At 72.2% G+C, this 25,082-nt stretch carries 26 protein-coding genes and 2 rRNA genes (1 of these 28 running past the window's edge); 11 read left to right on the top strand and 17 right to left on the bottom strand.

The window, feature by feature from the left end:
• Window positions 1-4 precede the first annotated feature (4 nt).
• Both H7X46_RS08835 and H7X46_RS30570 read right to left on the bottom strand, forming a co-directional pair.
• Window positions 5-262, bottom strand: a complete 258-nt coding sequence (locus tag H7X46_RS08835; protein WP_186358944.1) for a hypothetical protein — start codon at window positions 260-262, stop codon at window positions 5-7.
• A gap of 21 nt (window positions 263-283) precedes the next feature.
• Window positions 284-1,612 (bottom strand): AMP-binding protein, encoded by a 1,329-nt coding sequence (locus H7X46_RS30570; protein WP_186358943.1) that lies wholly within the window; start codon window positions 1,610-1,612, stop codon window positions 284-286.
• 212 nt (window positions 1,613-1,824) lie between these two features.
• Here H7X46_RS30570 and H7X46_RS08825 point away from each other — a divergent pair, with 212 nt between their 5' ends.
• The 5 genes from H7X46_RS08825 to H7X46_RS08805 are packed head-to-tail and all read left to right on the top strand — an operon-like array spanning window position 1,825 to window position 6,730.
• Window positions 1,825-2,730 (top strand): fumarylacetoacetate hydrolase family protein, encoded by a 906-nt coding sequence (locus tag H7X46_RS08825; protein ID WP_186358942.1) that lies wholly within the window; start codon window positions 1,825-1,827, stop codon window positions 2,728-2,730.
• Window positions 2,723-3,178: a cupin domain-containing protein gene (locus H7X46_RS08820; RefSeq protein WP_186358941.1), complete on the top strand. Its 456-nt coding sequence runs from the start codon at window positions 2,723-2,725 to the stop codon at window positions 3,176-3,178. The genes H7X46_RS08825 and H7X46_RS08820 overlap by 8 nt, the downstream gene beginning before the upstream one ends.
• Window positions 3,175-4,071 (top strand): acyl-CoA thioesterase II, encoded by an 897-nt coding sequence (locus tag H7X46_RS08815; protein WP_222131243.1) that lies wholly within the window; start codon window positions 3,175-3,177, stop codon window positions 4,069-4,071. The genes H7X46_RS08820 and H7X46_RS08815 overlap by 4 nt, the downstream gene beginning before the upstream one ends.
• On the top strand, window positions 4,068-6,362 hold the full coding sequence (locus H7X46_RS08810) for a bifunctional salicylyl-CoA 5-hydroxylase/oxidoreductase (RefSeq protein WP_186358940.1): 2,295 nt from the start codon (window positions 4,068-4,070) through the stop codon (window positions 6,360-6,362). The genes H7X46_RS08815 and H7X46_RS08810 overlap by 4 nt, the downstream gene beginning before the upstream one ends.
• On the top strand, window positions 6,359-6,730 hold the full coding sequence (locus tag H7X46_RS08805; RefSeq protein WP_186358939.1) for a thioesterase family protein: 372 nt from the start codon (window positions 6,359-6,361) through the stop codon (window positions 6,728-6,730). The genes H7X46_RS08810 and H7X46_RS08805 overlap by 4 nt, the downstream gene beginning before the upstream one ends.
• A 3-nt stretch (window positions 6,731-6,733) precedes the next feature.
• Here H7X46_RS08805 and H7X46_RS08800 read toward each other — a convergent pair whose 3' ends face one another.
• A complete protein-coding gene (locus H7X46_RS08800; RefSeq protein WP_186358938.1) occupies window positions 6,734-7,630 on the bottom strand; it encodes a LysR family transcriptional regulator in 897 nt (298 codons plus the stop codon).
• Window positions 7,631-7,758: 128 nt separating this feature from the next.
• Between H7X46_RS08800 and H7X46_RS08795 the strand changes: the two genes are divergently transcribed.
• From H7X46_RS08795 to H7X46_RS08780, 4 genes are all read left to right on the top strand, one after another.
• On the top strand, window positions 7,759-9,042 hold the full coding sequence (locus tag H7X46_RS08795) for an MFS transporter (protein WP_186358937.1): 1,284 nt from the start codon (window positions 7,759-7,761) through the stop codon (window positions 9,040-9,042).
• On the top strand, window positions 9,039-10,424 hold the full coding sequence (locus tag H7X46_RS08790; RefSeq protein WP_186358936.1) for a M20 family metallopeptidase: 1,386 nt from the start codon (window positions 9,039-9,041) through the stop codon (window positions 10,422-10,424). The genes H7X46_RS08795 and H7X46_RS08790 overlap by 4 nt, the downstream gene beginning before the upstream one ends.
• A gap of 72 nt (window positions 10,425-10,496) precedes the next feature.
• Complete coding sequence (locus H7X46_RS08785; protein WP_186358935.1) at window positions 10,497-11,423, top strand: AraC family transcriptional regulator; 927 nt, start codon at window positions 10,497-10,499, stop codon at window positions 11,421-11,423.
• A gap of 101 nt (window positions 11,424-11,524) precedes the next feature.
• Window positions 11,525-12,250 carry an alpha/beta fold hydrolase gene (locus H7X46_RS08780; protein WP_186358934.1) on the top strand — a complete coding sequence of 242 codons (726 nt, stop codon included), beginning with the start codon at window positions 11,525-11,527 and terminating at the stop codon, window positions 12,248-12,250.
• 6 nt (window positions 12,251-12,256) lie between these two features.
• Here H7X46_RS08780 and H7X46_RS08775 read toward each other — a convergent pair whose 3' ends face one another.
• Genes H7X46_RS08775 through H7X46_RS08760 form a run of 4 tightly spaced genes read right to left on the bottom strand, consistent with a single transcriptional unit; the run spans window position 12,257 to window position 15,559 of the window.
• Window positions 12,257-13,108, bottom strand: a complete 852-nt coding sequence (locus tag H7X46_RS08775; protein ID WP_186358933.1) for a tryptophan 2,3-dioxygenase — start codon at window positions 13,106-13,108, stop codon at window positions 12,257-12,259.
• Window positions 13,105-13,896, bottom strand: a complete 792-nt coding sequence (locus H7X46_RS08770; RefSeq protein ID WP_186358932.1) for a PaaX family transcriptional regulator C-terminal domain-containing protein — start codon at window positions 13,894-13,896, stop codon at window positions 13,105-13,107. Before H7X46_RS08770 ends, H7X46_RS08775 begins: the two co-directional genes overlap by 4 nt.
• Window positions 13,893-15,107, bottom strand: coding sequence for an aminotransferase class V-fold PLP-dependent enzyme (locus H7X46_RS08765; protein WP_186358931.1), 1,215 nt, complete (start codon window positions 15,105-15,107; stop codon window positions 13,893-13,895). The genes H7X46_RS08770 and H7X46_RS08765 overlap by 4 nt, the downstream gene beginning before the upstream one ends.
• 59 nt (window positions 15,108-15,166) lie before the next feature.
• The gene (locus H7X46_RS08760) at window positions 15,167-15,559 is read right to left on the bottom strand and encodes a DUF5313 family protein (RefSeq protein ID WP_186358930.1); all 393 of its coding nucleotides are present in this window, start codon (window positions 15,557-15,559) and stop codon (window positions 15,167-15,169) included.
• Between the two features lie 48 nt (window positions 15,560-15,607).
• On the opposite strand from H7X46_RS08760, the gene H7X46_RS08755 reads away from it, so the two are divergent.
• Entirely contained in the window at window positions 15,608-16,054 is a 447-nt protein-coding gene (locus H7X46_RS08755; protein WP_370588666.1) for a MarR family winged helix-turn-helix transcriptional regulator, read from the top strand.
• A 7-nt stretch (window positions 16,055-16,061) separates the two neighbouring features.
• Here the strand turns inward: H7X46_RS08755 and ygiD are convergent, their stop codons facing one another.
• The 4 genes from ygiD to H7X46_RS08735 form a co-directional block, all read right to left on the bottom strand.
• Window positions 16,062-16,931: a 4,5-DOPA dioxygenase extradiol gene (gene ygiD / locus H7X46_RS08750; RefSeq protein ID WP_370588665.1), complete on the bottom strand. Its 870-nt coding sequence runs from the start codon at window positions 16,929-16,931 to the stop codon at window positions 16,062-16,064.
• 21 nt (window positions 16,932-16,952) lie between these two features.
• Window positions 16,953-17,576, bottom strand: a complete 624-nt coding sequence (locus H7X46_RS08745; protein ID WP_186358929.1) for a TetR/AcrR family transcriptional regulator — start codon at window positions 17,574-17,576, stop codon at window positions 16,953-16,955.
• Window positions 17,536-18,423, bottom strand: coding sequence for an alpha/beta fold hydrolase (locus H7X46_RS08740; RefSeq protein ID WP_186358928.1), 888 nt, complete (start codon window positions 18,421-18,423; stop codon window positions 17,536-17,538). The genes H7X46_RS08745 and H7X46_RS08740 overlap by 41 nt, the downstream gene beginning before the upstream one ends.
• Window positions 18,424-18,508: 85 nt before the next feature.
• Window positions 18,509-18,973, bottom strand: a complete 465-nt coding sequence (locus H7X46_RS08735) for a VOC family protein (RefSeq protein WP_370588664.1) — start codon at window positions 18,971-18,973, stop codon at window positions 18,509-18,511.
• Window positions 18,974-19,028: 55 nt separating this feature from the next.
• On the opposite strand from H7X46_RS08735, the gene H7X46_RS08730 reads away from it, so the two are divergent.
• Window positions 19,029-19,676, top strand: a complete 648-nt coding sequence (locus H7X46_RS08730; protein WP_186358926.1) for a TetR/AcrR family transcriptional regulator — start codon at window positions 19,029-19,031, stop codon at window positions 19,674-19,676.
• Between the two features lie 52 nt (window positions 19,677-19,728).
• Here H7X46_RS08730 and H7X46_RS08725 read toward each other — a convergent pair whose 3' ends face one another.
• From H7X46_RS08725 to H7X46_RS08700, 6 genes are all read right to left on the bottom strand, one after another.
• Complete coding sequence (locus H7X46_RS08725; protein ID WP_186358925.1) at window positions 19,729-20,223, bottom strand: hypothetical protein; 495 nt, start codon at window positions 20,221-20,223, stop codon at window positions 19,729-19,731.
• A gap of 164 nt (window positions 20,224-20,387) precedes the next feature.
• Entirely contained in the window at window positions 20,388-20,783 is a 396-nt protein-coding gene (locus tag H7X46_RS08720; RefSeq protein WP_186358924.1) for a zf-HC2 domain-containing protein, read from the bottom strand.
• A gap of 4 nt (window positions 20,784-20,787) precedes the next feature.
• Complete coding sequence (locus H7X46_RS08715; RefSeq protein ID WP_186358923.1) at window positions 20,788-21,471, bottom strand: GntR family transcriptional regulator; 684 nt, start codon at window positions 21,469-21,471, stop codon at window positions 20,788-20,790.
• A complete protein-coding gene (locus H7X46_RS08710; RefSeq protein ID WP_186358922.1) occupies window positions 21,472-21,903 on the bottom strand; it encodes a VOC family protein in 432 nt (143 codons plus the stop codon). It lies immediately after the preceding gene.
• A gap of 184 nt (window positions 21,904-22,087) precedes the next feature.
• Window positions 22,088-22,204, bottom strand: a 5S ribosomal RNA gene (gene rrf / locus H7X46_RS08705).
• Between the two features lie 116 nt (window positions 22,205-22,320).
• Window positions 22,321-25,082: ribosomal RNA gene (locus tag H7X46_RS08700) — 23S ribosomal RNA — on the bottom strand (it continues 325 nt past the right edge of the window).

Here is a 25,082-nt window from a genome sequence, read left to right as displayed (position 1 = left end):
CCGGCTACACGCCCAGGTCGGTCAGGTGCTCGAAGCGCAGGCCCAGGTCCGTCACGGCGACGGCCACCGGGGCCAGCGCGGCGCGCAGGTTCGCGGCCACGCAGGGTGGCAGGTCGTCCCGGCTCAGCGTCTCGACGAGTCCGGTGTAGACCTCGAGGAGGGCGCGCTCGTGGTCGGCGAGCGGGTGGCCGAGCAGGTCGGTGACGCCCTGCTGGCCGGGCTGCGGTGCGGCCGGTACGGCGGGTGCGGTCGGAGTCGTCATCGTGTCTCCCCTTTCGCGAGGTCAGCCGGCGGGGCGCAGGTCGGTGAGCCGCTTGGCCTTCAGCTCGAACCGGGGCAGTTCCCCGGTGGCGGCGCGGCGGACGTGGAAGCGCAGTCCCTCGTGGGCGTCGGCCAGCTCGGCGGTGAGCCGGTCGGCCATCAGCGCCCAGCCGGCGTCGTCGACGGTCGGCAGGGTCTCGACGAGCAGCTCGATCTCGTCGCGCTCGGCCGGGCGCGAGATCCGGATCTGGAACTCCTCGATGCCGTCGAACCCGCGGACGATGGCCTCGACCGCACCCGGGTAGACGTTGGTGCCGCGGACGAGCTTCATGTCGTCGACCCGGCCGATGATCCCGCCCGCGTAGAGGTCCCATGTCCGCCCGGACGACGCCCGGGTGTGCGGCACCTTCACCACCAGGTCCGAGGTGCGGTAGCGCAGCAGCGGGATGGCCGAGCGCCCGAACGACGTGCAGACCCGCTCGCCGCGCTCGCCGTACCCGACCTCGCGGCCGGTCTCCGGGTCGATCACCTGCTCCAGCAGGTGGTCCTCGATCACGTGGCAGCCGCCCGGCTGCTCGGCGGGCTCGAACATGACGATGGTCGATACCTCGGTCATGCCGGCCGTGTCGAACGCCCGGGCGCCCCACTTCCGTTCGATCAGCGCCTTGGTCTCCGGGATGGACCCGGCCGGCTCGCCGGAGAGGATCAGCGTGCGGACCGGACCGTTCACCAGGTCGATGCCGATCTCCTCGGCCTCGCCCGCCAGCCGCAGCGCGTAGGTCGGCGTGGACGCGACGACGGTCGCCCCGAAGTCGTGGATCTGGCGGACCCGCTGGGTGGTGGTCTGCGCCCCGCCGGGGATGGTCAGCGCGCCGATCTTCTCCAGCGCGTTGTGCAGGCCCCAGAACCCGATGAACGAGCCGTAGCCGAACGCGACGTAGCCGATGTCGCGCGGCCGGACGCCCGCGGCCCACAGCGCGTAGCACCACATCTCCGCCGTCCAGGACCAGTCCTTGCGGGAGTCGAGCGCACGCAGCGGGGTCCGGCCCGAGGTGCCGGACGTGGTGTGCAGCCGGATCGCGTTCTCCGCACCGGTGACCGGGAGCTCGCCGAACGGCGGGTGCGTGTCCTGCGAGGCCATCCACTCGTCCCGGGTCAGGAACGGGATGCGGTCGATGTCGGCCCAGGTGCGGAGCCGGTCCGGGTCGACGCCCGCGAGCGTGCGCCGGTAGTGCGGGCTGCGCTCCTTGGCCCACGCGACGACGCGCCGCAGCTTGGCCAGCTGCAGCTCGCGCAGGTCGGTGCGCGGCATGAGCTCGGTCTTGGGATTCCAGAACGGCTGGTCGGTCACGGCGTCCCTCCTGGGCGGCTCGACGTATGTCGCAGACGTGACGCCAGTCATCAGAGCACGGTCGGCGCCGCCGGACAACCCTCCATGTCCTGGGGATCCCGCCCCGGACGCCCCTCGGAGCGGACCGGCGCGGCCGGGATCCCCCCTCTTGCCAGCGGCCGTTCATCGTGTTTCAGTTACGTACGTCAGTTGAACGACATACGGAGGTCGGGATGCGGCTCGCCACCCTGCGCACCGGCGACGGCACCGTCGCGGCGGTCGCCGCCGGCGGCGACTGGGTGCTGCTCCCGCAGCGCGATGTCGGCGCCCTGCTGGCCTCCCCGACCGGTGTCGCCGCGGCACGGGCGGCGGGACCGGACGGTCCCGCCGGCGCCCCGCTCCCGCCGCTGGCCCCGGGGGTCACGTTCGGCCCGGTGGTCCCCCGGCCCGCGAAGGTCGTCTGCTGCGGGCACAACTACGCCGGCCACATCCGCGAGATGGGCCGTGACCTGCCCCGGCACCCGACGCTGTTCACCAAGTACGCCGACACCCTTGCCGGGGCGCACGACACCGTCACGGTCCCGGCGTGGGCCGAGCGCCTGGACTGGGAGGCCGAGTTGGCCGCCGTCGTCGGGGCGCCGCTGCACCGGGCCTCCCGGGCGGAGGCGGCCGCTGCGATCGCCGGGTACACGGCGGCCAACGACCTCTCGGTGCGCTCCTGGCAGCAGCACACGGGGCAGTGGCTGCCGGGCAAGGCGTTCGACGCGACCACCCCGCTCGGCCCCGTCCTGGTCACCGCGGACGCGCTGGACCCGGCGGCCGGGCTGGAGCTGACCTGCCGGGTGAACGGCGAGATCGTGCAGCGGGGCAGCACCGCCGACCTCGTGTTCGACGCGGCGGCGCTGGTCGCCTACGTCTCCGCCTTCACCCGGCTCCGTCCCGGCGACGTCGTGCTCACCGGCACCCCGGCCGGGGTCGGCGCCGGGCGGATCCCGCCGCGGTTCCTCGACGACGGCGACGTCGTCGAGACCGAGCTGGCCGGTGTCGGCGTCCTGACCACCCCGATCCGCATCGATCGGACCGACCCGTTCCCCGGGACCGCCGGTCCCGGCCGTGTAGTGGAGGTAGCGCATGAGTGAGCAGAGCACGGTGGACGCGGAGCTCGACCTCGCGGCCGTCCCGGTGGTGACCCGGGCCGGCGAGGAGTACGGCCACACCGGCCAGTCCGGTGGCGCAGTCCGGGTCTCCGGCGTCTCGCCGCAGCACACCCCGGCCACCCGGATCTGGTACGGCAAGGTGTCCAACGAGCCCGGCTACCGCTCGCTGCCGCACCACCACGGCGAGGCCGAGACCGGCGGCTACGTGCTCAAGGGCACCGGCCGGATCTGGTTCGGCGAGAACTACCAGCAGTGGATCGAGATGACCGAGGGCGACTTCGTGTTCGTCCCGCCCTACATGCCGCACGTCGAGGGCAACATGTCCACCACCGAGGAACTCGTGTGGCTGACCTGCCGGACGCCGGACAACATCGTCGTCAACCTCCCCGAGGTCGACGACGCGATCCTCGAGGGGTACCGCCGCGCATGAGCTCCACGATCCCGATGCCCGGGGCCACCGCCCGCTCGGTCGCCCCGCTGCTCGCCGCGCTGGACCTGACCAAGGACGGCGACGACGCGTTCACCGCCACCCACCAGGTCATCCCGAGCGGCCGGGCCTACGGCGGCGAGCTCGTCGCGCAGGCCGAGCGTGCGATGACGCTGACCTGCGACGACGACCGCCGGATCCACTCGCTGCACGGTTACTTCCTGCGGGCGGGTGACGTGCACGAGACGACCCGCTGGGAGGTCGAGCGGGTCCGCGACGGCCGCGGGTTCTCGCACCGCGCGGTCCGCGGCGTGCAGAACGGCAAGGAGATCTTCCGGGCGATGGCGCAGTTCGGCGTGCCGGTCGACGGCGTGTCCCACGCCGAGACCCTGCCGCCGGAGGCCCTGCCGCCCGGTTGCACGGCCCCCGAGGAGCTGCCGAGCACCGCCGACGTGCTGACCGGTGTGGACACCCGCGACGCCGAGTACTGGCGCTTCCACCGCAGCTTCGACATCCGGCACGCCCCGTCGGCGATCTACACCGACGCCGGCGGCGAGCGGGTGAGCCGGCAGACGGTGTGGCTGAAGGCCTGGGAGCGGCTGCCCGACGACCCCGGCACGCACCGCAGCGCGCTCGCCTACGTCTGCGACTACACGCTGCTGGAGCCGATCCTGCGCCGGCACGGGGCCGCGTGGGCCGACGACGGCGTCGTCACCGCCAGCCTCGACCACGCCATGTGGTGGCACCACGACGGCCGGATGGACTCCTGGGTGGCGCTGGTGCAGGACTCCCCGGTCGCGACCCGCGGCACCGGGCTGGGCCGGGCGCGGCTCTTCTCCGCCGACGGCCGGCTGCTCGCCTCGGTCGTCCAGGAAGGGCTGGTGAAGATCCCGTGACCGCCGCACGGAAGATCGTCTCGGTGGGGGGCGGCCCGGGCGGGCTGTTCTCCGCGATCCTGCTCAAGAAGGCCGACCCGGCCCGCGAGATCACCGTCTACGAGCGCAACCGGGCCGACGACACGTTCGGCTTCGGCGTCGTGTTCTCCCAGGAGACCCTGGAGAACATCGAGTCGGCCGACCCCGAGTCGCTGGGCCGGATCGCCGCGGAGTTCCGGCACTGGTCGGCGATCGACGTCGACTTCCTCGGCACCTGGGAACGCTCCGACGGCCACGCGTTCGCCGCCCTGGAACGCAAGCGCCTGCTCGCGATCCTCGGCGAGCGCGCCGCCGAGCTGGGCGTCGACGTCCGTTACGCGACCCCCGCGCCACCGCTGGCGGAGCTGCGGCGCGGGCACGACCTGGTGATCGCCGCGGACGGCGTGAACTCCGCGATCCGCACCGAGCTGGCCGGCGCGTTCGGGCCGAGCGTGGACCGCCGGACCGCCAAGTACGTGTGGTTCGCCACCACCCGGCCGTTCGACTGCTTCACCTTCCAGTTCGTCGAGACCCCGCACGGCCTGTTCTGGGCGCACATCTACCCGTACGACGGCGAGCGCTCCACGTTCATCGTCGAGACCGACTCCGAGACGTGGCGCCGGGCCGGGCTGGACCGGTTCGCCGAGGTCCCGCGCAAGCCCGGCGAGAACGACGAGCGCTCGATGCGGTTCTGCGAGGAGATCTTCGCCGACCTGCTCGACGGTCACCCGCTGATCGGCAACAACTCCGGCTGGCTGAGCTTCGGCGTCGTGCGCAACGAGCGCTGGACGGCCGGCAACGTCGCCCTCGTCGGCGACGCCGCGCACACCGCGCACTTCTCCATCGGCTCGGGCACCAAGCTCGCGCTCGAGGACGCGATCGGGCTGGCGTCGGCCGTGGACCGGGAGCCGACCGTCGAGGCCGCGCTCAAGGCGTACCAGGACGACCGCAAGCCGCTCGTCGAGTCGCTGCAGCGGTCCGCACAGACCAGCCTGGAGTGGTTCGAGGGCGCCCGCCGCTACCGGCACCTCGCCCCCGAACGGTTCACCTTCCAGCTGCTGACCCGCTCGCAGCGGGTCACCTACGACAACCTCAAGCTGCGCGACGCCGCCTACGTCGGCCGGGTCGACGCCTGGCTCGCCGACCGCACCCGCGAGCTCGGCCTCCACGTCGAGCCCGGCACCCCGCCGATGTTCCACCCCTACCGGCTGCGCGGGCTGGAACTGCCCAACCGGATCGTCGTCTCCCCGATGGCGCAGTACTCCGCCACCGGCGGGGTCCCCGACGACTGGCACCTGGTCCACCTCGGCGCCCGCGCCCAGGGCGGCGCGGGCCTGGTCATGACCGAGATGATCTGCACCTCGCCGGATGCCCGGATCACCCCGGGCTGCCCGGGGCTCTGGACCGACGAGCAGCGCGACGCCTGGGCGCGGGTCGTGCGGTTCGTGCACGACCGCACCGACGCGAAGATCGGCGCGCAGCTCGGCCACTCCGGGCGCAAGGGCTCGACCAAGGTCATGTGGGAGGGCATCGACGAGCCCCTGGAGTCGGGGAGCTGGGAGATCCTCGGGCCGTCACCGATCCGGTACCGGCCCGACAGCCAGGTCCCGCGGGAGGCCACCGCCGAGGACCTCGACCGGGTCGTGGCCGACTTCGTGGCCAATGCGCGCCGCGCCGACGAGGCCGGGTTCGACCTGCTCGAGCTGCACTTCGCGCACGGCTACCTGGTGTCGAGCTTCCTGTCCCCGCTGTCCAACCGGCGCACCGACGACTACGGCGGCAGCCTGGAGAACCGGGCCCGGCTGGGGCTGCGCATCCTCGACGCGGTCCGGGAGGTCTGGCCCGCGGACAAGCCGATCAGCGTCCGGATCAGCGCCACCGACTGGGTGGACGACGGCTTCGACGGCGACGACGCCGTCGCGCTCGCCCCGATGCTGGCCGCGCACGGCGCCGACATCGTCGACGTCTCCACCGGGCAGACCAGTGTGGACGCCAAGCCGGCGTACGGGCGGCTCTACCAGACCCCGTTCGCCGACCGGATCCGCCAGGAGACCGGCGTCCCGACGATCACCGTCGGCGCGGTGTCGTCGGTGGAGGACGCCAACACGATCATCGCGAGCGGCCGCGCCGACCTGTGCGCGATCGCCCGCCCGCACCTGGTCGACCCGTACTGGACGATGAACGCCGCCCTGGACCAGGACTACCGGGGCCACCCGTTCCCGAAGCAGTACCGGTCCGGGCTCTCGGCCCGCCGGCGCGCGCAGACGCCGTGAGCCACACGCTGACCCACCGGGTCCCGTTCGCCGACACCGACGCCAGCGGCCGGATCCACTGGTCGTCGGTGTTCCGGTGGGTGGAGCTCGCCGAGCACGAGCTGCTGCGCGCCGCCGGGGTCGTCGACGTCGGCCCGTTCCCGCGGCGGGCCGCCGAGGTGTCGTACCTGCGCGGGCTCGCGGCCGGGGACGAGGTGGAGATCCGGCTCGACGTCGTGCGCACCGGCCGGACCTCGGTCACCTACGGCTGGCAGGTGACCCGCGACGGCGAGGTGTGCGTCGAGGGCGGGCACACCGTCGTGCACGTCGACGGCGACGGCCGCCCCGCCCCCTGGCCGGTTCCGGCCGCGGTGAGCCCGGGGCGCTGAGGCTCACTCCCGCGCCAGCACGCCGACCAGCAGCTCCACGAACTCCTCGACGACCGGCTCCGGGTGCCGGCCGGCGAGTGCCTGCACCTGCACCACCCGCTGCTGCAGCACCTCGTCGCGCAGCGGAACCAGCCGCAGCCCGGTCGCGTGCGGCCCGGTCACCGAGTACCGGCCGGCAAGGGTCACCAGCCGGCCGTGCCGGGTGACGTCGAGCAGCAGCCACGGGTTGTCGCTGCTCACGGCGACCTCGAAGCTCAGCTGCTGCAGGCTGCAGGCAATGTCGAACAGCTGGCGCAACGTGGAGGGGCTGCGCCGCAGCGCCAGCGGGTGCGGCTGCAGGTCCGCCAGCCACAGCGCGTCCCGCCGGGCCAGCGGGTGGTCGTCGGCCACGACCGCCGACACCGGCAGCACCTCGGAGTGCAGCACCTCCACGTCGCGCTGCGGGGCCAGGCTGAAGGTGAGCGCGACGTCCGCGGTGCCCTCCCGCACCAGCTCGGTCGCGGTGGCCGGCTCGACGACGTGCACCTCGAACCGGGTCCGCGGGTGCGCGCGGCGGAACCGCGCCATCACCTGGGGCAGCAGCCCGGCGGCAAAGCCCTCGGAGGCCGCGAGCCGCACGGTGGTCCGGGCTGCATCGGTCAGCCCGGCGATCGCGGCCTCGGCCCGCTCCTCCTCGGCCCGGCAGCGGCGGGCGGCCTCGATCAGCAACCGCCCGGCCGGGCTCGGGCGCATCCCGCCCGGGTGCCGTTCGAACAGTGGCACGCCCGCCTGCTGTTCCAGCCGCGTGATCTGGCGGCTGATCGACGACGCCGCGACCCGCAGCGAGGCCGAGGCCTCGGTGATCGACCCGGTCGCGGCCACCTCGAGCAGGTATCGCAGTGCCGGGGACAGGACCTGCATCGGGCCTCCTCAGCAGGAGCTTTGCCTGAAACGCAACGACATCGTATGGGCTTTCGAATCGTGTGTTCCCGGCGGACGCCCGTCGGTAGCTTCCTGCGAATCCGGCTGCTCCGCCGACAGGAGGCCCCATGACCGACCAGTCCACCGCCCGCTCGACCCCGACCCGCCGCTCGGCGATGCGCCCCGTCGTCGCCGCATCGATCGGCAACGCGCTCGAGTGGTTCGACATCGCGATCTTCGGGTTCCTCGGCGCGACCCTCGCCGCCGTCTTCTACCCGTCCGACGACCCGACCGTCGGGCTGCTGCTGACCTTCGGCACGTTCGCGGTGTCGTTCGTGGTCCGCCCGCTGGGCGCGATCGTGCTCGGCAGCTACGCGGACCGGCACGGCCGCAAGGCCACCCTGATGCTCTCCATCCGGCTGATGATGCTGGGGACCGCGATCATCGTCGTGCTTCCCGGCTACGCCACCCTCGGCGCGCTCGCGCCGGTCCTGCTGCTGGTCGCGCGGCTCGTCCAGGGTTTCTCCGCCGGCGGGGAGTTCGGCAGTGCCACGGCGTTCCTCGTCGAGCAGGACAACCCGCGCAAGGGCTTCCTGGGCAGCTGGCAGTTCGCGAGCCAGGGACTGGCGACGCTGCTCGCGGCCGGGTTCGGCACCGCCCTCACCACGCTGTTCACCCCGGAGCAGCTGACCGGCTGGGCCTGGCGGATCCCGTTCGCGTTCGGCCTGCTCATCGGTCCGGTCGGGTGGTACGTGCGCCGGCACCTCCCGGAGCCACCGGAGTCGGCGGTGGCGAACCGGCAGACCGAGGCGTCGCCGCTGCGGGAGATCGTCCGCGGGCAGAAGACACGGCTCCTCGTCGCCGGGGGCGCGCTCGTCGTGTCCACGGTGGTCAACTACGTGATCCTCTACGTGCCGACGTTCGCGAGCAAGGAGCTCGGCCTGCCCGCCTCGTCCGGGTTCGTCGCCACCCTGGTCACCGGCGCGATCCTGCTGGTCGCCACGCCGTGGTTCGGGCACCTCGCCGACCGGTTCGGCGCGATCCGCGTGATGACGGTGGCCGGCGTGCTCATCGCGACGACGACCCTGCCGCTGTTCTTCGTGCTCACCGCCGCGCCCGCGCTCCCGCTGCTGATCGCGGTCATGGCCTGGATCGGGCTGCTGAAGGCGGCGTACTACGGCCCGCTGCCGTCGCTGATGGCGGCCTGCTTCCCGTCCGCGACCCGCGCGTCGGGCCTGTCGCTGAGCTACAACGCCGCGGTCGTCCTGTTCGGCGGCGTCACGCCACTGATCTCGACCGCGCTGATCGCGGGGACCGGCAGCAACGCCGTGCCCGGTGTCGTCGTCGCCGTGGCGGCCGTGCTCAGCCTCGCGGCGCTGGCCACCGGCCGGAAGGGATCGATCATCCGATGACGGCCGCACTGGACCGGGCGCTCCGCGTCTTCGACGGCGGCGGGTTCCGGGAGACCCTGGCCCGGCGGGTCGCGCACCGGACCGAGAGCAACGCGCCCGACCCGGCCCCGGCGCTGCGCCGCTACCTCGACGAGGAGATGGTCCCGGCGCTGGCGGGGCTGGGCTGCGCGGTCCGCGTCCTCGACAACCCGGTGCTGCCCGAGTGCCCGCTGCTGCTCGGCACCCGGCACGAGGACGACACGCTGCCGACCGTGCTGCTCTACGGGCACGCCGACGTCGTCGACGGGGAACCCGCGCGCTGGCGGGTGGACCTCGACCCCTGGCGGCTCACCGCCGACGGCGACCGCTGGTACGGCCGCGGGAGCGCCGACAACAAGGCCCAGCACTCGGTCAACCTGCTCGCCCTGGAGGCGGTCCTCGCGACCCGCGGCCGGCTGGGGTTCAACCTGAAGGTGCTGGTCGAGACCGGTGAGGAGCGCGGCTCCCCCGGGCTGTCCGAGGCGTGCGCGCAGCACCGGGCCGCGCTGGCCGCGGACGTGCTCATCGCCTCGGACGGCCCGCGCGTCGCCCCGGACCGCCCGACGGTGTTCCTCGGGTCACGCGGCGTCACGATGCTCACCCTGTCCGTGCCGCTGCGGGTCGGCGCGCACCACTCCGGCAACTGGGGTGGCCTGCTGCGCAACCCGGCCACCACCCTCGCCGCCGCGATCGCATCCGTCGTGGACGGTCACGGGCGGATCCTCGTGCCCGGGCTGCGGCCGCCGGAGCCCCCGGCGGCGGTGCGCCGTGCGCTGGCCGGTGTGCCGGTCGGCGGCGGCGCCGGCGCCCCGCTGGTCGACCCGTCCTGGGGCGAACCCGGGCTGACCGCGGCCGAGCGGGTGCTGGCCTGGAACAGCTTCGAGGTGCTCGCCCTCGACGCCGGCGACCCGGCACGCCCGGTCGGCGCCATCCCGGGATCCGCGACCGCCCACTGCCAGCTGCGCACCGTGGTCGGCACGGACGTCGACCGGATCGGCGCGGCGCTCGCCGAGCACCTGGCCGCGCACGGCCTGGACATGGTGCAGGTGGACGTCGGCCCCACGCGCCCGCCGACCCGCACCGACCCGGGCAACCCGTGGGTGCGGTGGGCGCTGGCGGCGCTCGCCCGCGGCACCGGGCAGGAACCGGTGCTGCTGCCCAACCTCGGCGGGACCATCCCCAACGACGTGTTCGCCGACGTCCTCGGCCTGCCGACCGTGTGGATCCCGCACGCGCACCCCGGCTGCGGGCAGCACGGGCCGGACGAGCACGTCCTCGTCCCGGTGCTGCGGGAGGCCGTCGCCGCGATGACCAGCCTGTTCGCCGACCTGGGCGGCACTGCACACCCGCCGCCGGGACGCTAGGAGCACCGCTCGGCGGCGGAGCGCGCCCGGCCCCGGGAGTACGCTGCGGCGACCGTCACCGGGAGGGTCAGCATGCGCGTCACCGACCCCTTGCTCGAGGTGCTCGACTCGCGTGACCTCGACGAGGCCCGTGCGCAGGTGGCCAGGTCCTACTGCCCGCACATGATCACCGTGCGGGGCCGCGGCACGGGGTTCCGGGCCCGGCACGCGGCTGCCGACGGACCCGACGTCGGGGTGTTCCGGCTCGGCTACGGCAGCGAGCCGGTGCACATCCGGGCCGAGGAGTTCCGCGACTTCGTGCTGATCTCCCGCCCCCTGTCCGGGGCGCTCACGGTCAGCGGCACGGACGGGACGACGACCGCGGGCCGCGGCGAGGCCGTACTGCTCGGCCCGGACGACGCGCACCGGCTGGATTTCGGTCCCGGCTGCCGGCTCCTCACCGTCAAGGTCTCGACCCGCGCACTGTGCCGGGTCGGCGCAGCCGGTCCCGGCACCGGGAACCGGCTGGTCACCGGCAGGTCCGGTGCTCCCGCAGCCTGGGACGCGGTCACCCGGTTCCTGCTGGCCGAGGCCGTGCCGCACGGGCTGATCGCCGACGACTCCCCGCTGCGCCGGCACGTGGCCGACCTGGTCGCGTCCGCCGCGGCAGCGTCCTTCACCACGGTCCCCGCCGCGGCCGGGGGCACCGCCGCGCTGGACCGCGCCCTCGAGTTCATCGACGCGCACGCCCACCGGGACGTCGACCTGGCTGCCGTTGCCGCCGCGGCCGGGGTCGGGCCGCGCTCGTTGCAGGAGACGTTCCGGCAGCGGCTCGGGACCACCCCGCTGACCCACCTGCGGAATGTCCGCCTGGACCGGGTCCGCGCCGAGCTGCGGTCCGGCGGGCGGCCGGTCGCCGAGGTCGCCCACGACTGGGGCTTCGGTCATCTCGGGCGGTTCGCGGCCGCCTACCGGCGCCGCTTCGGCCGCCTGCCGAGCGAGGACCGGCGTCCGGGCTGACCCCGCCGCCTCGTTCCGCGGCCATCCGCGCGCAGCGGCTCGCCGGCACGGCCGCCGGAGGCTTCACTGCCGGCAGTCACACCAACCCGGAGGCGACACCGATGAGCACCTACGTCCTGGTCCACGGCTCCTGGCACGACGGCGCGCTGTGGGGTCCCGTCGCGGACGCCCTGCGCGGGCACGGCCACACCGTCCACACCCCGACCGTGGCCGGTCACGGGGCGGGCGTGGACAAGGCCGTCGACCACGACGACTGCGTCCGCTCGATCACCGGCTACCTCGTCGAGAACGAGCTGACCGACGTGGTCCTGCTCGGCCACAGCTTCGGCGGGACCGTCATCGCGCGGGTCGCCGAGGAGGTCCCGGACCGGCTGCGGCGGCTGGTCTTCTGGAACGCGTTCGTCCCGCGGCCGGGCCACTCGCTGCTCGACGAGTGCCCGCCGCACTACCGGGAGCTGTTCCGGTCGCTGGCCGCGGCGAGCGACGACAACACCGTCACGCTCCCGTTCCCGATCTGGCGGGAGGCGTTCATCCAGGACGCCGACCTGGAACTCGCCGAGTCGACGTACGCGATGCTGTCCCCCGAGCCGTTCCGGCCGTTCGACGACCCGCTGGACCTGACCCGCTTCTACGAGCTGGAGCTCCCGAAGTCCTACATCAACGCGACCGAGGACACCGCGCTCCCACCCGGGGAGTGGGGGTGGCACCCACGGATGTCGTCCCGGCTGGGTGCCTACCGCCTCGTCCAGCTCCCCGGCAGCCACGAGGTCATGTTCACCGCACCGGAGCTGCTCGCCCGCAAGATCGTCGAGGCCGGTCGGGACTGACGGCGCCTACAGCGCCGTGCGGACCGCGTACAGCTCCGGGAAGAACGTGAGCTCCAGGGCCCGGCGCAGGAAGTCGCGGCCGCTGGACCCACCGGTGCCCGACCGCGTCCCGATCGTCCGCTCGACGGTCTTGAGGTGCCGGAACCGCCACAGCTGGAAGTTCTCCTCGATGTCGACGAGCTGCTCGCAGGCCTCGTAGACGTCCCAGTGGTGCTCGGTGTCGGCGTAGGCCTCGGCGAGCACCGGGACCAGGCCGGGGTGGAACGTGTGGGCGAGGGTGACGTCCCGCTCGAGCAGGTCGGCCGGGACGGCGAAGCCGCGCCGGGCGAGCAGCCGCAGGAACTGGTCGTAGAGGCTGGGCGCGTGCAGCGCCTCGCTGAGCATCCCGTGCGCGTGCGCGTCGTCGGTGAACATCTCGAGCATCGCCGCGTCCTTGTTGCCGAGCACGAACTCGACCGCCCGGTACTGGTAGCTCTGGAACCCCGACGACGTCCCGAGCGCGCCGCGGAACTGGACGTACTCGGTCGGGGTGAGCGTCGCGAGCACCGACCACTGCTCGATCAGCGTGCGCTGGATGTGCTTGACCCGGGCGAGCCGCTTGAGCGCGAGCCCGAGGTCGTCGGCGGCCATGTCCTCGGCCGCGGTGCGCAGCTCGTGCAGCACGAGCTTGAGCCACAGCTCGGAGGTCTGGTGCTGGATGATGAACAGCATCTCGTCGTGGTGCTCGGGCCGGCTGCGCGGCTGCTGGGCGTCGAGGATGCGGTCCAGGCGCAGGTAGCGGCCGTAGGACAGGTTCCCGGTGTCCTCCGCGAAGTCGCGGACGATGCCCTCCTCCAGCGGTCGGGTGCTGTCGTTCATGGGGCGCCTCCCTCGATCACGGCCCGGACGTGCGCCCGGGCCGGTGGTTCCAGCCGGCCGTTCAGCCGGGCGAACAGCGCGACGCCCTCCCGGCCCGGCCAGCCCGGCGGCAGCAGCGACTCCGGCAGGCCGGGATCGAGGTAGGGCAGCTCGCGCCAGGCGTCGACCAGGTTCAGGTGGTCGACGAAGGCCTGCTCGTCCGTCCCGCCGTCGCCGGACCAGCGCCGCTCGATCGGGCCCATCTCGTCCAGGAACGCGTGGTGCCGGCGGGCGAGCCCGTCGAGGTCCCACCAGCTCGGGACGCGGTCGGCCGCGGTGACCGGCCGGGCGGCACGGAACACGGTGACGTAGCGGGCCAGGTCCTGCTCGGTGAGGACCTCGACGGCCTCGTCGGCGAGGTGGCCGGGCCCCACCCAGGAGCCGGGCGCGACCGCCCCGCACCCGAGCCGGGTCAGCTCGCTGCGCAGCCGGTGCCGCACCGGCCGGTCGCTCTCCGGGACCGAGAACAGCACCACCATCCACGGGTCGTCCTCGGCCATCGGGTGATAGCCGTAGATCCGCCGGTCACCGCGCTCCAGGTCCCGCAGCGCCGCCGGGGACAGCCGGTAGCGGCCGTCCTCGGCGAGCAGCGTGCCGCGGGCCTTGAGCCGCGACAGCGCGGTCCGCACGCCGTTCTCCGAGCAGCCCGCCGCACCCAGCAGGGTGACGGCGTCGCCGGCGGCGACGCTGCCGCCGAGCCCGCGGACGTGCGCGCCGAGGAACGAGCGCAGCAGCGACCCGGCGCTCACAGCTCGCCTGCGAGGGCCCGGAGCCCGGCGAGCAGCTCGGCGAACGACGTCGACAGCGGCGCGAGGCCGATCCGGATGCCGTCGGGCGCCCGGAAGTCGGGGATCACCCCGCGCGCCCACAGCCGCGCGGTGACCTCGGCGAAACCCGCCCGCTGCAGCGTGACGTGCCCGCCGCGGCGGTCCGGGTCGCGCGGTGTCGCGACCTCGACGCCGTGCGGGACGAGCAGGGCGTCCGCGATCCGCAGCGCGAACCCGGTGAGCGCGACCGACTTGGCCCGGACCGCGGCGATCCCGGCCTCCTCCAGCAGGTCCAGCCCGGCCTGCAGCGGCACGGTCGCGAAGACGGGCGGCGTGCCGGACAGCAGTGCCCGCACGTCCGGCGCCGGCTCGTGGCCGGGTCCCATCTCGAACGGCACGCGGTGCCCGAACCAGCCCTGCACCGGCTGGGCCAGCACGCCGAGGTGCCGGGTGGCGAGGTAGCCGAACGCGGGCGACCCGGGGCCGCCGTTCAGGTACTTGTAGCTGCAGCCGACGGCCAGGTCGGCGCCCCAGGCGTCGAGCTCCAGGGGCACCGAGCCGACCGAGTGCGAGAGGTCCCAGCAGACGAGCGCGCCGGCGTCGTGCGCGATCCGGGTGATCGCCGGGGCGTCGGCGAGGAACCCGGAGCGGTAGGCCACGTGGCTCAGCAGGACCAGCGCGGTGCGCGGGCCCACCACGGCGGCGACCTGCTCCGGGGTCACCCCGGACGCGGGGTCGGAGGTGATCCAGCGGAGCACGGCGCCGCGCTCGGCGGCGATGCCCTCCAGCACGTAGCGGTCGGTCGGGAAGTTGTCGGTGTCGACGACGATCTCGTCGCGCCCGGCGGCGAGGGCGTGGTCCACGGCCGCGCGGGCGAGCTTGTACAGCAGCACGGTGGTCGAGTCGGCCACGACGACCTGGCCCGGCGCGGCACCGAGCGCGATCCGGCCGATCCGGTCGCCGAGCTGCTGCGGGAGGTCGATCCAGCCCTCGTCCCAGCCCCGGATCAGGCGGGTGCCCCAGTCGTCGTGGACGAAGCGGGCGACCCGGTCGGCGGCGGCGCGCAGCGGGCGGCCGAGCGAGTTGCCGTCGAGGTAGGCGACGACGCCGTCGGCGGGCAGGAACCGGTCGCGGTACGCGGCGAGCGGGTCCTCCGCGTCGAGCCGCTTCGCCTCCGCGTCGAGATCGTCCACCCCGGGCCTCCCTTTCACATTCTTGTCGGTCGACAGAATAGTGAAAGCTCGACCGACTGTCAGCCCCTCCAGCGGCGCGCGTACCGCTCCCGCGCGGCGGCGCGGCCGCCCTCCTCCGCCTCGGCGCGGACGGCCGCGGCGGACCCGACGGGGTAGCCGGCCTTCGCGACCCGGTGCTCGGCCGACTCCTGCATGTACGCCAGCGAGTAGAAGTAGCCCAGCAGCGCGCCCGCGAGCACCGAGAGCGCCTTGACGTGCGCCGGGCCCGGGATCAGCAGGTACAGCGCGACGCCGATCGGCGCCAGCTGCACGGTGACCCGCACGAGATGGCGCAGCCGCCAGGTCGGCGCGGTCACGTCGTGCAGCACCCAGGTGCGGTGCCGGGCCGGCAGGCCGGCACCGAAGACGTACAGCAGCCAGCGCAGCGGATTCGGCCGGATCGGTGCGTCCACGGTTGGCCTCCCAATTCTTGGTGCACCAACAATGTACGATACCGGGTCGTGGACACCGACCCCGACCTGCTCCGGCTGGACCGCCAGGTCTGCTTCGGGCTGGCCGTCGCCGCCCGGAACGTGATCGCGCTGTACCGGCCGCTGCTCGAGCCGATGGGGCTCACCCACCCGCAGTACCTGGTGCTGCTGGCGCTGTGGGAGCGCGCGCCGCGTTCGGTCGGCGAGCTGGCCCAGGTGCTCGCGCTGGACCCGGGCACGCTGTCGCCGCTGCTCAAGCGCCTCGAGGCGGCCGGGCTGGTGGATCGCCGCCGGGTGCCCGGTAACGAGCGGACGCTCGCGGTCACGCTGACCGACGAGGGCCGGGCCCTGCGCGAGCGGGCCGAGGCGATCCCGCCCGCGATCGTGGACCGGCTCGGCATGCCGCTGTCCGAGCTGGAGGACCTGCGTGCCGTGCTCGACCGGGTGATCGCGGCGTCGGCGGGGTCCAGGGCGTGAGCGCGGGTCAGATGTTCGACGACTCCGGCGGCGGCCCGTCCGGCAGCGCGGGGGCCGTCCCCGTCTCGGCGCCCGGGACCTCCGGGCACGACAGGCCCAGGGTGTAGGCGGTCATCGACAGCGAGCCGTAGGCGTAGCCGTCGACCAGAACCTCCGGCGCGCCGCCGCCGGGGTCCGCCGAGGCCACCCCGGCCAGGTACAGCGCCGGCACGAAGTGGTCCGCGGTCGGGACGGCGAGCCGGTAGTCGCGGTGCCGGTCCAGGGTCGCGAACTCCGCCGGGGCGCCGAGCATGACCTCGCGGGCCGCCTCGTCGAACCGCTCGGCCCAGTCGAAGCCGCTGTCCGGCCGCGTGCGGTCCAGCCCGCCCAGGTTGTGGACGACGTTGCCGCTGGCCACGACGAGGACCCCGGTCTCGCGCAGCCGGGCCAGCTTGGCCCCGAGATCGAGGTGGTAGTCGAGCGGCTTCTCGGCGTTGATCGAGAGCTGCACGACCGGGATCGACGCGTCCGGGAAGGCGTGCACCAGCACCGACCAGGTGCCGTGATCGATGCCCCAGCTGTCGACGTCCGCCCCGACCCAGGTCGGCTTCGCGATCTCGGCGACCTCGTCGTACAGCTCGGGCAGGCCGGGTGCGGGGTAGCGGACGTCGAACAGCTCCTGCGGGAAGCCGAAGAAGTCGTGGATGGTGCGCGGCCGCGGCATCGTGGTCACCGCGGTCGCGTTGACGTACCAGTGCGCGGAGATCACCAGGATCGCCCGCGGGCGGGGCACGGCCGCGCCGAACGCCCGCCAGGCGGTGGTGTACCGGTTCGTCGCGAGCGCGTTCATCGGGTTGCCGTGCCCGAAGAACGCCGCCGGCATCAGCTGCGCTGCCACGGGGCGGAGCGTAGCGCTCGCTCAGCCGGGGCGGATCCCCAGCGTGCGCGCCGCCAGCCCGTACAGCGCCGGCTCGACCCGGGCGCGCTCGGCAGCCGGGTCGGCGGCGTGCCCGATCGCCAGCGCGGCCTCGATCACCGCGCTGAACAGCAGCGACGCGACGACGTCCACCGGCCCGGGCAACTCGGTACCGGTCTCCGCGGCGGCCGCGCCGAGCCGCTCGGTCAGGGCACCGAGGGCATGCTCACGCTCGATCGCGCGCCACCGCTCCCACCCGAGCACGGCCGGCGCGTCGAGCAGGCAGATCCGGTGGACCTCGGGGCGCTCGCAGGCGTCGAGGAACCACCCGACCGCGGTGACCAGGCCCTCGACGGCCGAGCCGGCCGCGTCCGCACGCGCGGTGAACTCGTCACGCAGGTCCCGCTCGATGCCCTCGAACACCGCCCGGAACAGGTCGTTCTTGTCGTCGAAGTGATGGTAGAGCGCCCCGCGGGTGACTCCCGCGGCCTCGACCAGCTCGGCCGCCGCGACCGCGCCGACGCCGCGCTCGGCGAACAGGCGCCGTCCGGCGGCGAGCAGGGCGTCCCGGGTCGCCCGGCGGCGGTCAGCCTGGGTCCGCCTCGGTGACGTCGACTCGTTCGGCACGCACGAACTCCCGGATCTCCTCGATCAGCCGGTCCGGCCGGTCGATCGGGACGAACGTACGGGATCGGTGGACGGCCACGATCCGGGCCCGGGGCAGCAGCCCGGCGAGCCGGTGCGCCAGCGAGATCGGGAAGATCCGGTCCTCCACCGCCCACACCAGCAGGACGGGGCGGTCGAAGCCGGACAGCGCCCGTGCCGCGGCGATGGTGTGCCGCCGATCCACCCCGCGCAGGAAGCGACGCAGGTCGTCGCGCACCGCGGGGTCCCGGCGTCCGGGCACGGTCACCCCCGCGATCAGGTCGTCCGGCAGCCGGGTACGGGCAAGCCCGCCGAACGCGAACGGCAACCGCGCGAGTGCCGGAACCGCGATCGCCCGGAGCAACAGCTCGACCGTCCCGGGCACCCGCGCCAGGTGCGGCAGGTAGCCGAACAGCGGCGGGAAGAACCGCTCGAACGAGTCCGAGGGTGTCAGGACGACCCGTGCGACGCGTTCCGGCCGGGACGCCATGAGGATCTGCACGATCGCCCCGCCGGTGTCGTTCGCGACGAGCGTGACCTCGCGCAGGTCCGTGCGCTCGAGGAACTCCCCGATCAGCGCGGCCGCGCCCGGCGGGCTCAGGTCGGCGTCCGGGACCGGGACGGTGTGCGCCCCGAAGGGCCAGTCCGGTGCCACGCAACGCAGCCCGGTCGCGGCGAGCCCCGGCACGACGTCCCGCCACAGGTCGGCGTTGGCGAGCAGGCCGTGCACGAACACGACCGGCGGCCCCTCACCCCGCTCCCGGTACCGGATCCGGCCGCCGGCGAGCACGACCTCTCGTTCCGTGCCCAGTGCATCGCTGAACGCCATAAAACATACATACAGCATGTATGTTTTGGTTGCAACGCGGGCCCAGCGCTCGCGCCGACGCCGGACGGGTCCCGGGCGCCGGCGGTCACGACGGCACGTCGACGGCCGGGCGGAGATCGTGCCCGATGCCCGGCCCGGCGGTTCCGGCGGGCCGCTCGAGCGGCACGGTGTAGAACCGCACCTCGTGCCCGTCCGGGTCGTGAACCCCCGGCAGGATCCAGCCGACCTGTGTGCGGTGCACGCCGGCGTGGGCGACGTCGTGGCCGTCGAGGTGGGCGGCGAGCGCCTCGAGGGCGTCCTTTCCGGGCACGCCGATGGCGAAGTAGTCGAACCCGGCGGCGGCCGCAGCCCGCTCCGGGTCACACCGGAGTGCCAGATCGGGCCCGCCCGCGGGATGGGCCATCGCCACACCCATCAGGACGCCGTCCTCCACGAACTCCATCATCGGCTCGTAACCCAGGTGGGCGCGGTACCACGCCAGGGAACGCCGGAGGTCGGCGACGGGCAGTTTCAGGTGGTGGATGCCGTCGAGGCGAGGGACGTCGCTCACGGGGACCTCCAGGAATTTGCAGTGAAACTGCATTTATGCAGCTATACTGCAACTCATGGCGGGAGAAGTCAACCGAGACCTGCGCGCCGCCAGGCGCGCCGACACCGAGTCACGGCTGGTCCGCGCGGCGACCGAGCTGTTCGTCGAACGGGGCTACGTCGCCACCACGCTCGCCGACGTCGCGGCCCGGGCCGGTGTCGCCCCCCGCACGGTGTACGTCCGGTTCGCCACGAAGGTCGCACTCCTGCAGCGGTGTCTCGACGTGGCGATCGGCGGCGACACCCGGGACATCGCCGTCCCCGACCGGGACTGGTTCCGGGCCGCGATGACCGCGCCGGGCCGCGCCGACCGGATACGGGAGATGGCCAGGATCACCGCCTGGCTCATGGCCCGGTCCGGGCCGCTGCTCCGCGTCGCCCAGCAGGCCGAAGCCCTCGAACCCGAGATCGCCGCCCGCGCGGAGGCAGCCCGGGACCAGACGCGCCGGGCCCTCGACGGCTTCTGGCGCAACATGGCCGCGGACGGGCTGCTCCCGGCGGACGCCGAGATCGACTGGCTCGCCGACACCGGGTCCGTCCTGGGCCAGGCCGAGACCTACCTTCTGCTGGACCGGACCACCGGCTGGGACGACCAGACCTACGAGGCGTGGCTCGTCACGACCTGGACCCGGCTCGCCGACGCCGCCTCCCGCGGCGGCCGGTGAGCCTCCCGGGCGCGCAAATGGGCCCTCCGAGCGCCTGCCGGGCGACGCGTGGTCAGGCCGGCGGGGCGCCGTCCCGCGGACAGGCGGTCAGCAGGATCCGCACCCAGGTGACGAGCAGGACGCAGAACCCGATCACGGCGACGACCAGCCCGGGCCCGATGTCGGCGTCGGCCGTCCCGGTCTGCCGCGACCAGACGGCCCACAGCCCGGTGACGGTGCCGGCCGCCGAGACCGTCGTCGCCGCCCAGGCCAGTGGCCAGAACCGGGTCAGCAACGCCAGCGCGGACACGACCAGGCCGGTGATGGTGACCAGAGCGAACAGCCGCGGGAGCGGGCCCAGGCCGGCCTGGCCGGTGAGCACCTGCCAGCCGGTGAACGGGTCCGACCACGGCATGAGCAGCGACGCCGCCACCGCGGCGGACGCGGCGCCGGCCACCACCGCGGACGGGCCCGGGTCGATCCAGCGCTCCACGCGCCAGGCGATCCGGGTCAGCTCCTTCTCCAGCTCGGCCGTGGCTACCGGGCCGGAGGGGCGGCGCTCGCTCATGGGGTCCTCATCCGCTCCTCGCCGGGACGACACGCATCCCATCACGCCGGTGCGCGGCCCGGGAACCCGGGCGGCGCCGAGCGGCCCGGTGGTCGCGGTCAGGCGGCCCGGTCGTCGCGGTCACGCGGCGCGGTCGACGCGGTCACGCAGCACGGTCGACGCGGTCAGGCTGCCCGGGTGCCGCAGCGGCAGGGTGCGCCGTCCTGGCAGCCGCAGCCGCAGGTGGACGGGCAGCCGCACGCCGACCGGGTCGTCGCGGTGTCGGCCGAGGCGCTGCCGCAGCAGCCGCCGGGCAGGCAGCTCAGCGCGGGCGGTGCCGGAGGCGCATCGACCGGCTCCGGCGCGGAGATCCCGAGGGAGGCCAGCAGCGCCCCCGCGATGTCGGGCACCTGCTCCGCGGGCCCGACCCGGGCGAGCCGGCCGACCCGCTCGGCTCCCTCCGCGTAGGCGCGGCATGCCGGGCACCCCTCGAGGTGGGCGGCCGCGGCGGCCCGATCGGCGGCGCCCGCCTCACCGTCCAGGGACGCGGACACCACCTCGCGGCACTGCTGACAGGTCATGCCCTCACTGTCGTACACCGGGCCCGTCCGGTTCCACCCGACCCCCGTTCGGAGCAGCGCCGCGTGGTCCGACGTCGTCGATGTGGGCGGCCAGCGCCTCCCGCAGCGTGGCCGGGTCACGGCGTTCGAGCAGGTCCAGGAGCCGCTCGTGCTCGTCGGCGAGCCCGAGCATGTGCCCGGTGTCGGTGGGGACGCCCTGCCGGGCGAGCCGGACGAACGCGCCCAGCTGGTCGAGCAGCAGGGAGAGCGTCGGCATCCGGGCGAGTGCGGCGAGCTCGCGATGGAACTCCTCGTCGAGGGCGAGGAACGCCTCGACGTCACCGGTCGCCGCCGTCCGTCGCTGCCGCAGCACCGCGACGCGCAGGGGGTCGATATCCGTGTCGGCGTGCACCCGGCAGGCCTCGGTCGCCGCGGCACCCTCCAGCGCGACGCGCAGCAGCGCGACCTCGCGCCGCTGGGCGTCGCTGCGGTGCCCGGACAGGTCGACCACTCGCATCTGGCGGCGGCTGCCGGTCGTGAGCAGGCCCTCGCTCTGCAGGCGGCGCAGCGCCTCCCGGACCGGGGTCCGGGAGGCGCCGAACGTCGAGGCGAGCTCGGCCTCGTCGAGAACCGACCCCTGCGCGCGACGGCCGGCGACGATGTCGTCGCGCAGCGCGTCGTGAATCGCGTCGGCCTTGGTCGGTGGCATCTACTTCGCGAAGATCTGGGACTCGTCGGCGAACGCCTTGAACTCGAGGTTGTTGCCGGCCGGGTCGGTGAGGAACATCGTCCACTGCTCCCCCGGCTCGCCGGCGAACCGCTGGTACGGCTCGATGACGAACCGCGTGCCGGCCGACCGGAGCCGGTCCGCGAGCTCGTGGAACGCCGGCACGGACAGGACCAGCCCGTAGTGCGGGACGGGCACGTCGTGGCCGTCGACAGGGTTGTGCGCGGGCAGCGTCGAACGCGGGGCGACGTGCGTGACGACCTGGTGGCCGTGGAAGTTCCAGTCGACCCAGAGGTCCGACGAGCGCCCCTCGGACAGCCCGAGGACCTCGCCGTAGAAGCGGCGGGCCGCCACGAGGTCGTCGACCGGGATCGCGAGGTGGAAGCAGGGACGGGCGGGCGTTGCGGTGCTCATGACGGCCTTTCGACGCGGTGCCGGACCCTCCGGCAGCACAAGTATACAAATGAGCGATCCGCATACATCAGTGGCCGTCAGCCACGCCCCGGCACCGGCGCGCCCCGCCCGGCCCGGTCCTGGACACACGAAAAAGCGCCCCGGAACCGTTCACCGGTTCCGGGGCGCTCCTTCTGAGGTTGAATGTCGGCGGCGACCTACTCTCCCACACCCTGACGAGTGCAGTACCATCGGCGCTGGAAGGCTTAGCTACCGGGTTCGGAATGGGACCGGGCGTTCCCCTACCGCCATAACCACCGACAACACTATCCAAAAATAAACCCCACAAGAAACCCCGCAGGGACCAACCCACACAACCACCCCGACACGGGCACGGTTGTGGACTCAGGGTCACACAGTGGATGCGAACAACACGTCATGGCAAGCCCTCGGCCTATTAGTACCGGTCAACTCCACCCCTCACAAGGCTTCCATCTCCGGCCTATCAACCCAGTCATCTCCTGGGAGCCTTACCCACTCAAGGTGGTGGGAGACCTCATCTTGGAACAGGCTTCCCGCTTAGATGCCTTCAGCGGTTATCCCTCCCGAACATAGCCAACCAGCCGTGCCCCTGGCGGGACAACTGGCACACCAGAGGTTCGTCCGTCCCGGTCCTCTCGTACTAGGGACAGCCTTCCTCAAGTCTCCAACGCGCGCGGCGGATAGGGACCGAACTGTCTCACGACGTTCTAAACCCAGCTCGCGTACCGCTTTAATGGGCGAACAGCCCAACCCTTGGGACCTACTCCAGCCCCAGGATGCGACGAGCCGACATCGAGGTGCCAAACCATGCCGTCGATATGGACTCTTGGGCAAGATCAGCCTGTTATCCCCGGGGTACCTTTTATCCGTTGAGCGACACCCCTTCCACCAGGAGGTGCCGGATCACTAGTCCCGACTTTCGTCCCTGCTCGACCCGTCAGTCTCACAGTCAAGCTCCCTTGTGCACTTACACTCAACACCTGATTACCAACCAGGCTGAGGGAACCTTTGGGCGCCTCCGTTACCCTTTAGGAGGCAACCGCCCCAGTTAAACTACCCACCAGGCACTGTCCCTGAACCAGATCATGGCCCGAGGTTCAGACACCCAATTCGACCAGAGTGGTATTTCAACAACGACTCCACGACCACTGGCGTGACCGCTTCCCAGTCTCCCACCTATCCTACACAAGCCGAACCGAGCACCAATACCAAGCTATAGTAAAGGTCCCGGGGTCTTTCCGTCCTGCCGCGCGTAACGAGCATCTTTACTCGTAATGCAATTTCGCCGAGTCTGTGGTCGAGACAGCGCCCAAGTCGTTACGCCATTCGTGCAGGTCGGAACTTACCCGACAAGGAATTTCGCTACCTTAGGATGGTTATAGTTACCACCGCCGTTTACTGGCGCTTAAATTCTCCGCTTCGCCCCCAAAAGGGCTAACGGGTCCTCTTAACGTTCCAGCACCGGGCAGGCGTCAGTCCGTATACATCGTCTTGCGACTTCGCACGGACCTGTGTTTTTAGTAAACAGTCGCTTGGGCCTGGTCTCTGCGACCACCCACCCCTAGCCCGTCAAGAGCTTCAAGGCAGGTGGCCCCCCTTCTCCCGAAGTTACGGGGGCATTTTGCCGAATTCCTTAACCACAGTTCGCTCGATCGCCTCGGTATTCTCTACCTGACCACCTGTGTCGGTTTCGGGTACGGGCCGCAACAGCACTCGCTAGAGGCTTTTCTCGACAGCATGGGATCACCCTCTTCACCTCAACGGCTACGCATCACCTCTCACCCGTCACGACCCTCCGGATTTACCTGGAAGATCAGGCTACAGGCTTACACCACGACAACCACCGCGTGGCGGAGCTACCCTCCTGCGTCACCCCATCACTTGCCTACTACCAGATCGGACCCCACGCTCCCCCACAAACACGGCTCCCGAAGGAACCGAGGTGGGATCGGATGGTTAGCATCACCAGCCTCGGCATGGACGCACTATCACGAGCACGGGAATATCAACCCGTTGTCCATCGACTACGCCTGACGGCCTCGCCTTAGGTCCCGGCTCACCCTGGGCGGAACAACCTGGCCCAGGAACCCTTGGTCATCCGGCGGCAGAGATTCTCACTCTGCATTCGCTACTCATGCCTGCATTCTCACTCCCACACCCTCCACCCGTAAATCACTCCCGGGCTTCACCAGACGCAGGACGCTCCCCTACCCAACAACACCAAACAGTGTCATTGCCACGGCTTCGGCGGTACGCTTGAGCCCCGCTACATTGTCGGCGCAGGACCACTTGACCAGTGAGCTATTACGCACTCTTTCAAGGATGGCTGCTTCTAAGCCAACCTCCTGGTTGTCTCGGCGATCCCACATCCTTTCCCACTTAGCGCACGCTTAGGGGCCTTAGCCGGTGATCTGGGCTGTTTCCCTCTCGACCACGAAGCTTATCCCCCGCAGTCTCACTGCCGCGCTCTCACTCACCGGCATTCGGAGTTTGGCTGACTTCGGTAAGCTTGTCGGCCCCCTAGGCCATCCAGTGCTCTACCTCCGGCGAGAAACACACGACGCTGCACCTAAATGCATTTCGGGGAGAACCAGCTATCACGAAGTTTGATTGGCCTTTCACCCCTACCCACAACTCATCCCCCAGGTTTTCAACCCTGGTGGGTTCGGGCCTCCACGACGTCTTACCGACGCTTCACCCTGGCCATGGGTAGATCACTCCGCTTCGGGTCTACACCCCGCGACTCACACGCCCTATTCGGACTCGCTTTCGCTACGGCTACCCCACCACGGGTTAACCTCGCCACGAAGCATAACTCGCAGGCTCATTCTTCAAAAGGCACGCCATCACCCCACAAGGCTCTGACGGCTTGTAAGCACACGGTTTCAGGTACTCTTTCACTCCCCTCCCGGGGTACTTTTCACCTTTCCCTCACGGTACTCGTCCGCTATCGGTCACCAGGTAGTATTCAGGCTTGACGGGTGGTCCCGCCAGATTCACAGCAAATTCCACGAGCTCGCTGCTACTCGAGAACACGCCCACAGCAGAATCGAATGTTTTCGCGTACGGGGCTCTCACCCACTACGGCCGCCCATCCCAGAGACGTTCCGCTAACACCGACCCACACCGTCCCGCCCCCGGCAGAGGACGAACGACAC

It is taken from the genome of Pseudonocardia sp. C8 (assembly GCF_014267175.1).
In the GTDB taxonomy this organism is placed as follows: Bacteria; Actinomycetota; Actinomycetes; order Mycobacteriales; family Pseudonocardiaceae; genus Pseudonocardia.
The sequence above is the reverse complement of the archived record's forward strand: the minus strand, read 5'-3'. Positions and strand labels throughout refer to the sequence as shown.

Bases quoted from the DNA above. Each gene is read 5' to 3' on its own strand.
- H7X46_RS08825 (WP_186358942.1), top strand. From the start codon at position 1,825: ATGCGGCTCGCCACCCTGCGCACCGGCGACGGCACCGTCGCGGCGGTC.
- H7X46_RS08785 (WP_186358935.1), top strand. From the start codon at position 10,497: ATGCGCGTCACCGACCCCTTGCTCGAGGTGCTCGACTCGCGTGACCTC.
- H7X46_RS08800 (WP_186358938.1), bottom strand. From the start codon at position 7,630: ATGCAGGTCCTGTCCCCGGCACTGCGATACCTGCTCGAGGTGGCCGCG.
- H7X46_RS08815 (WP_222131243.1), top strand. From the start codon at position 3,175: ATGAGCTCCACGATCCCGATGCCCGGGGCCACCGCCCGCTCGGTCGCC.
- H7X46_RS08730 (WP_186358926.1), top strand. From the start codon at position 19,029: ATGGCGGGAGAAGTCAACCGAGACCTGCGCGCCGCCAGGCGCGCCGAC.
- H7X46_RS08725 (WP_186358925.1), bottom strand. From the start codon at position 20,223: ATGAGCGAGCGCCGCCCCTCCGGCCCGGTAGCCACGGCCGAGCTGGAG.
- H7X46_RS08715 (WP_186358923.1), bottom strand. From the start codon at position 21,471: ATGCCACCGACCAAGGCCGACGCGATTCACGACGCGCTGCGCGACGAC.
- H7X46_RS08835 (WP_186358944.1), bottom strand. From the start codon at position 262: ATGACGACTCCGACCGCACCCGCCGTACCGGCCGCACCGCAGCCCGGC.
- H7X46_RS08720 (WP_186358924.1), bottom strand. From the start codon at position 20,783: ATGACCTGTCAGCAGTGCCGCGAGGTGGTGTCCGCGTCCCTGGACGGT.
- H7X46_RS08790 (WP_186358936.1), top strand. From the start codon at position 9,039: ATGACGGCCGCACTGGACCGGGCGCTCCGCGTCTTCGACGGCGGCGGG.
- H7X46_RS08795 (WP_186358937.1), top strand. From the start codon at position 7,759: ATGACCGACCAGTCCACCGCCCGCTCGACCCCGACCCGCCGCTCGGCG.
- H7X46_RS08740 (WP_186358928.1), bottom strand. From the start codon at position 18,423: ATGGCGTTCAGCGATGCACTGGGCACGGAACGAGAGGTCGTGCTCGCC.
- H7X46_RS08820 (WP_186358941.1), top strand. From the start codon at position 2,723: ATGAGTGAGCAGAGCACGGTGGACGCGGAGCTCGACCTCGCGGCCGTC.
- H7X46_RS08780 (WP_186358934.1), top strand. From the start codon at position 11,525: ATGAGCACCTACGTCCTGGTCCACGGCTCCTGGCACGACGGCGCGCTG.
- H7X46_RS08775 (WP_186358933.1), bottom strand. From the start codon at position 13,108: ATGAACGACAGCACCCGACCGCTGGAGGAGGGCATCGTCCGCGACTTC.
- H7X46_RS08710 (WP_186358922.1), bottom strand. From the start codon at position 21,903: ATGAGCACCGCAACGCCCGCCCGTCCCTGCTTCCACCTCGCGATCCCG.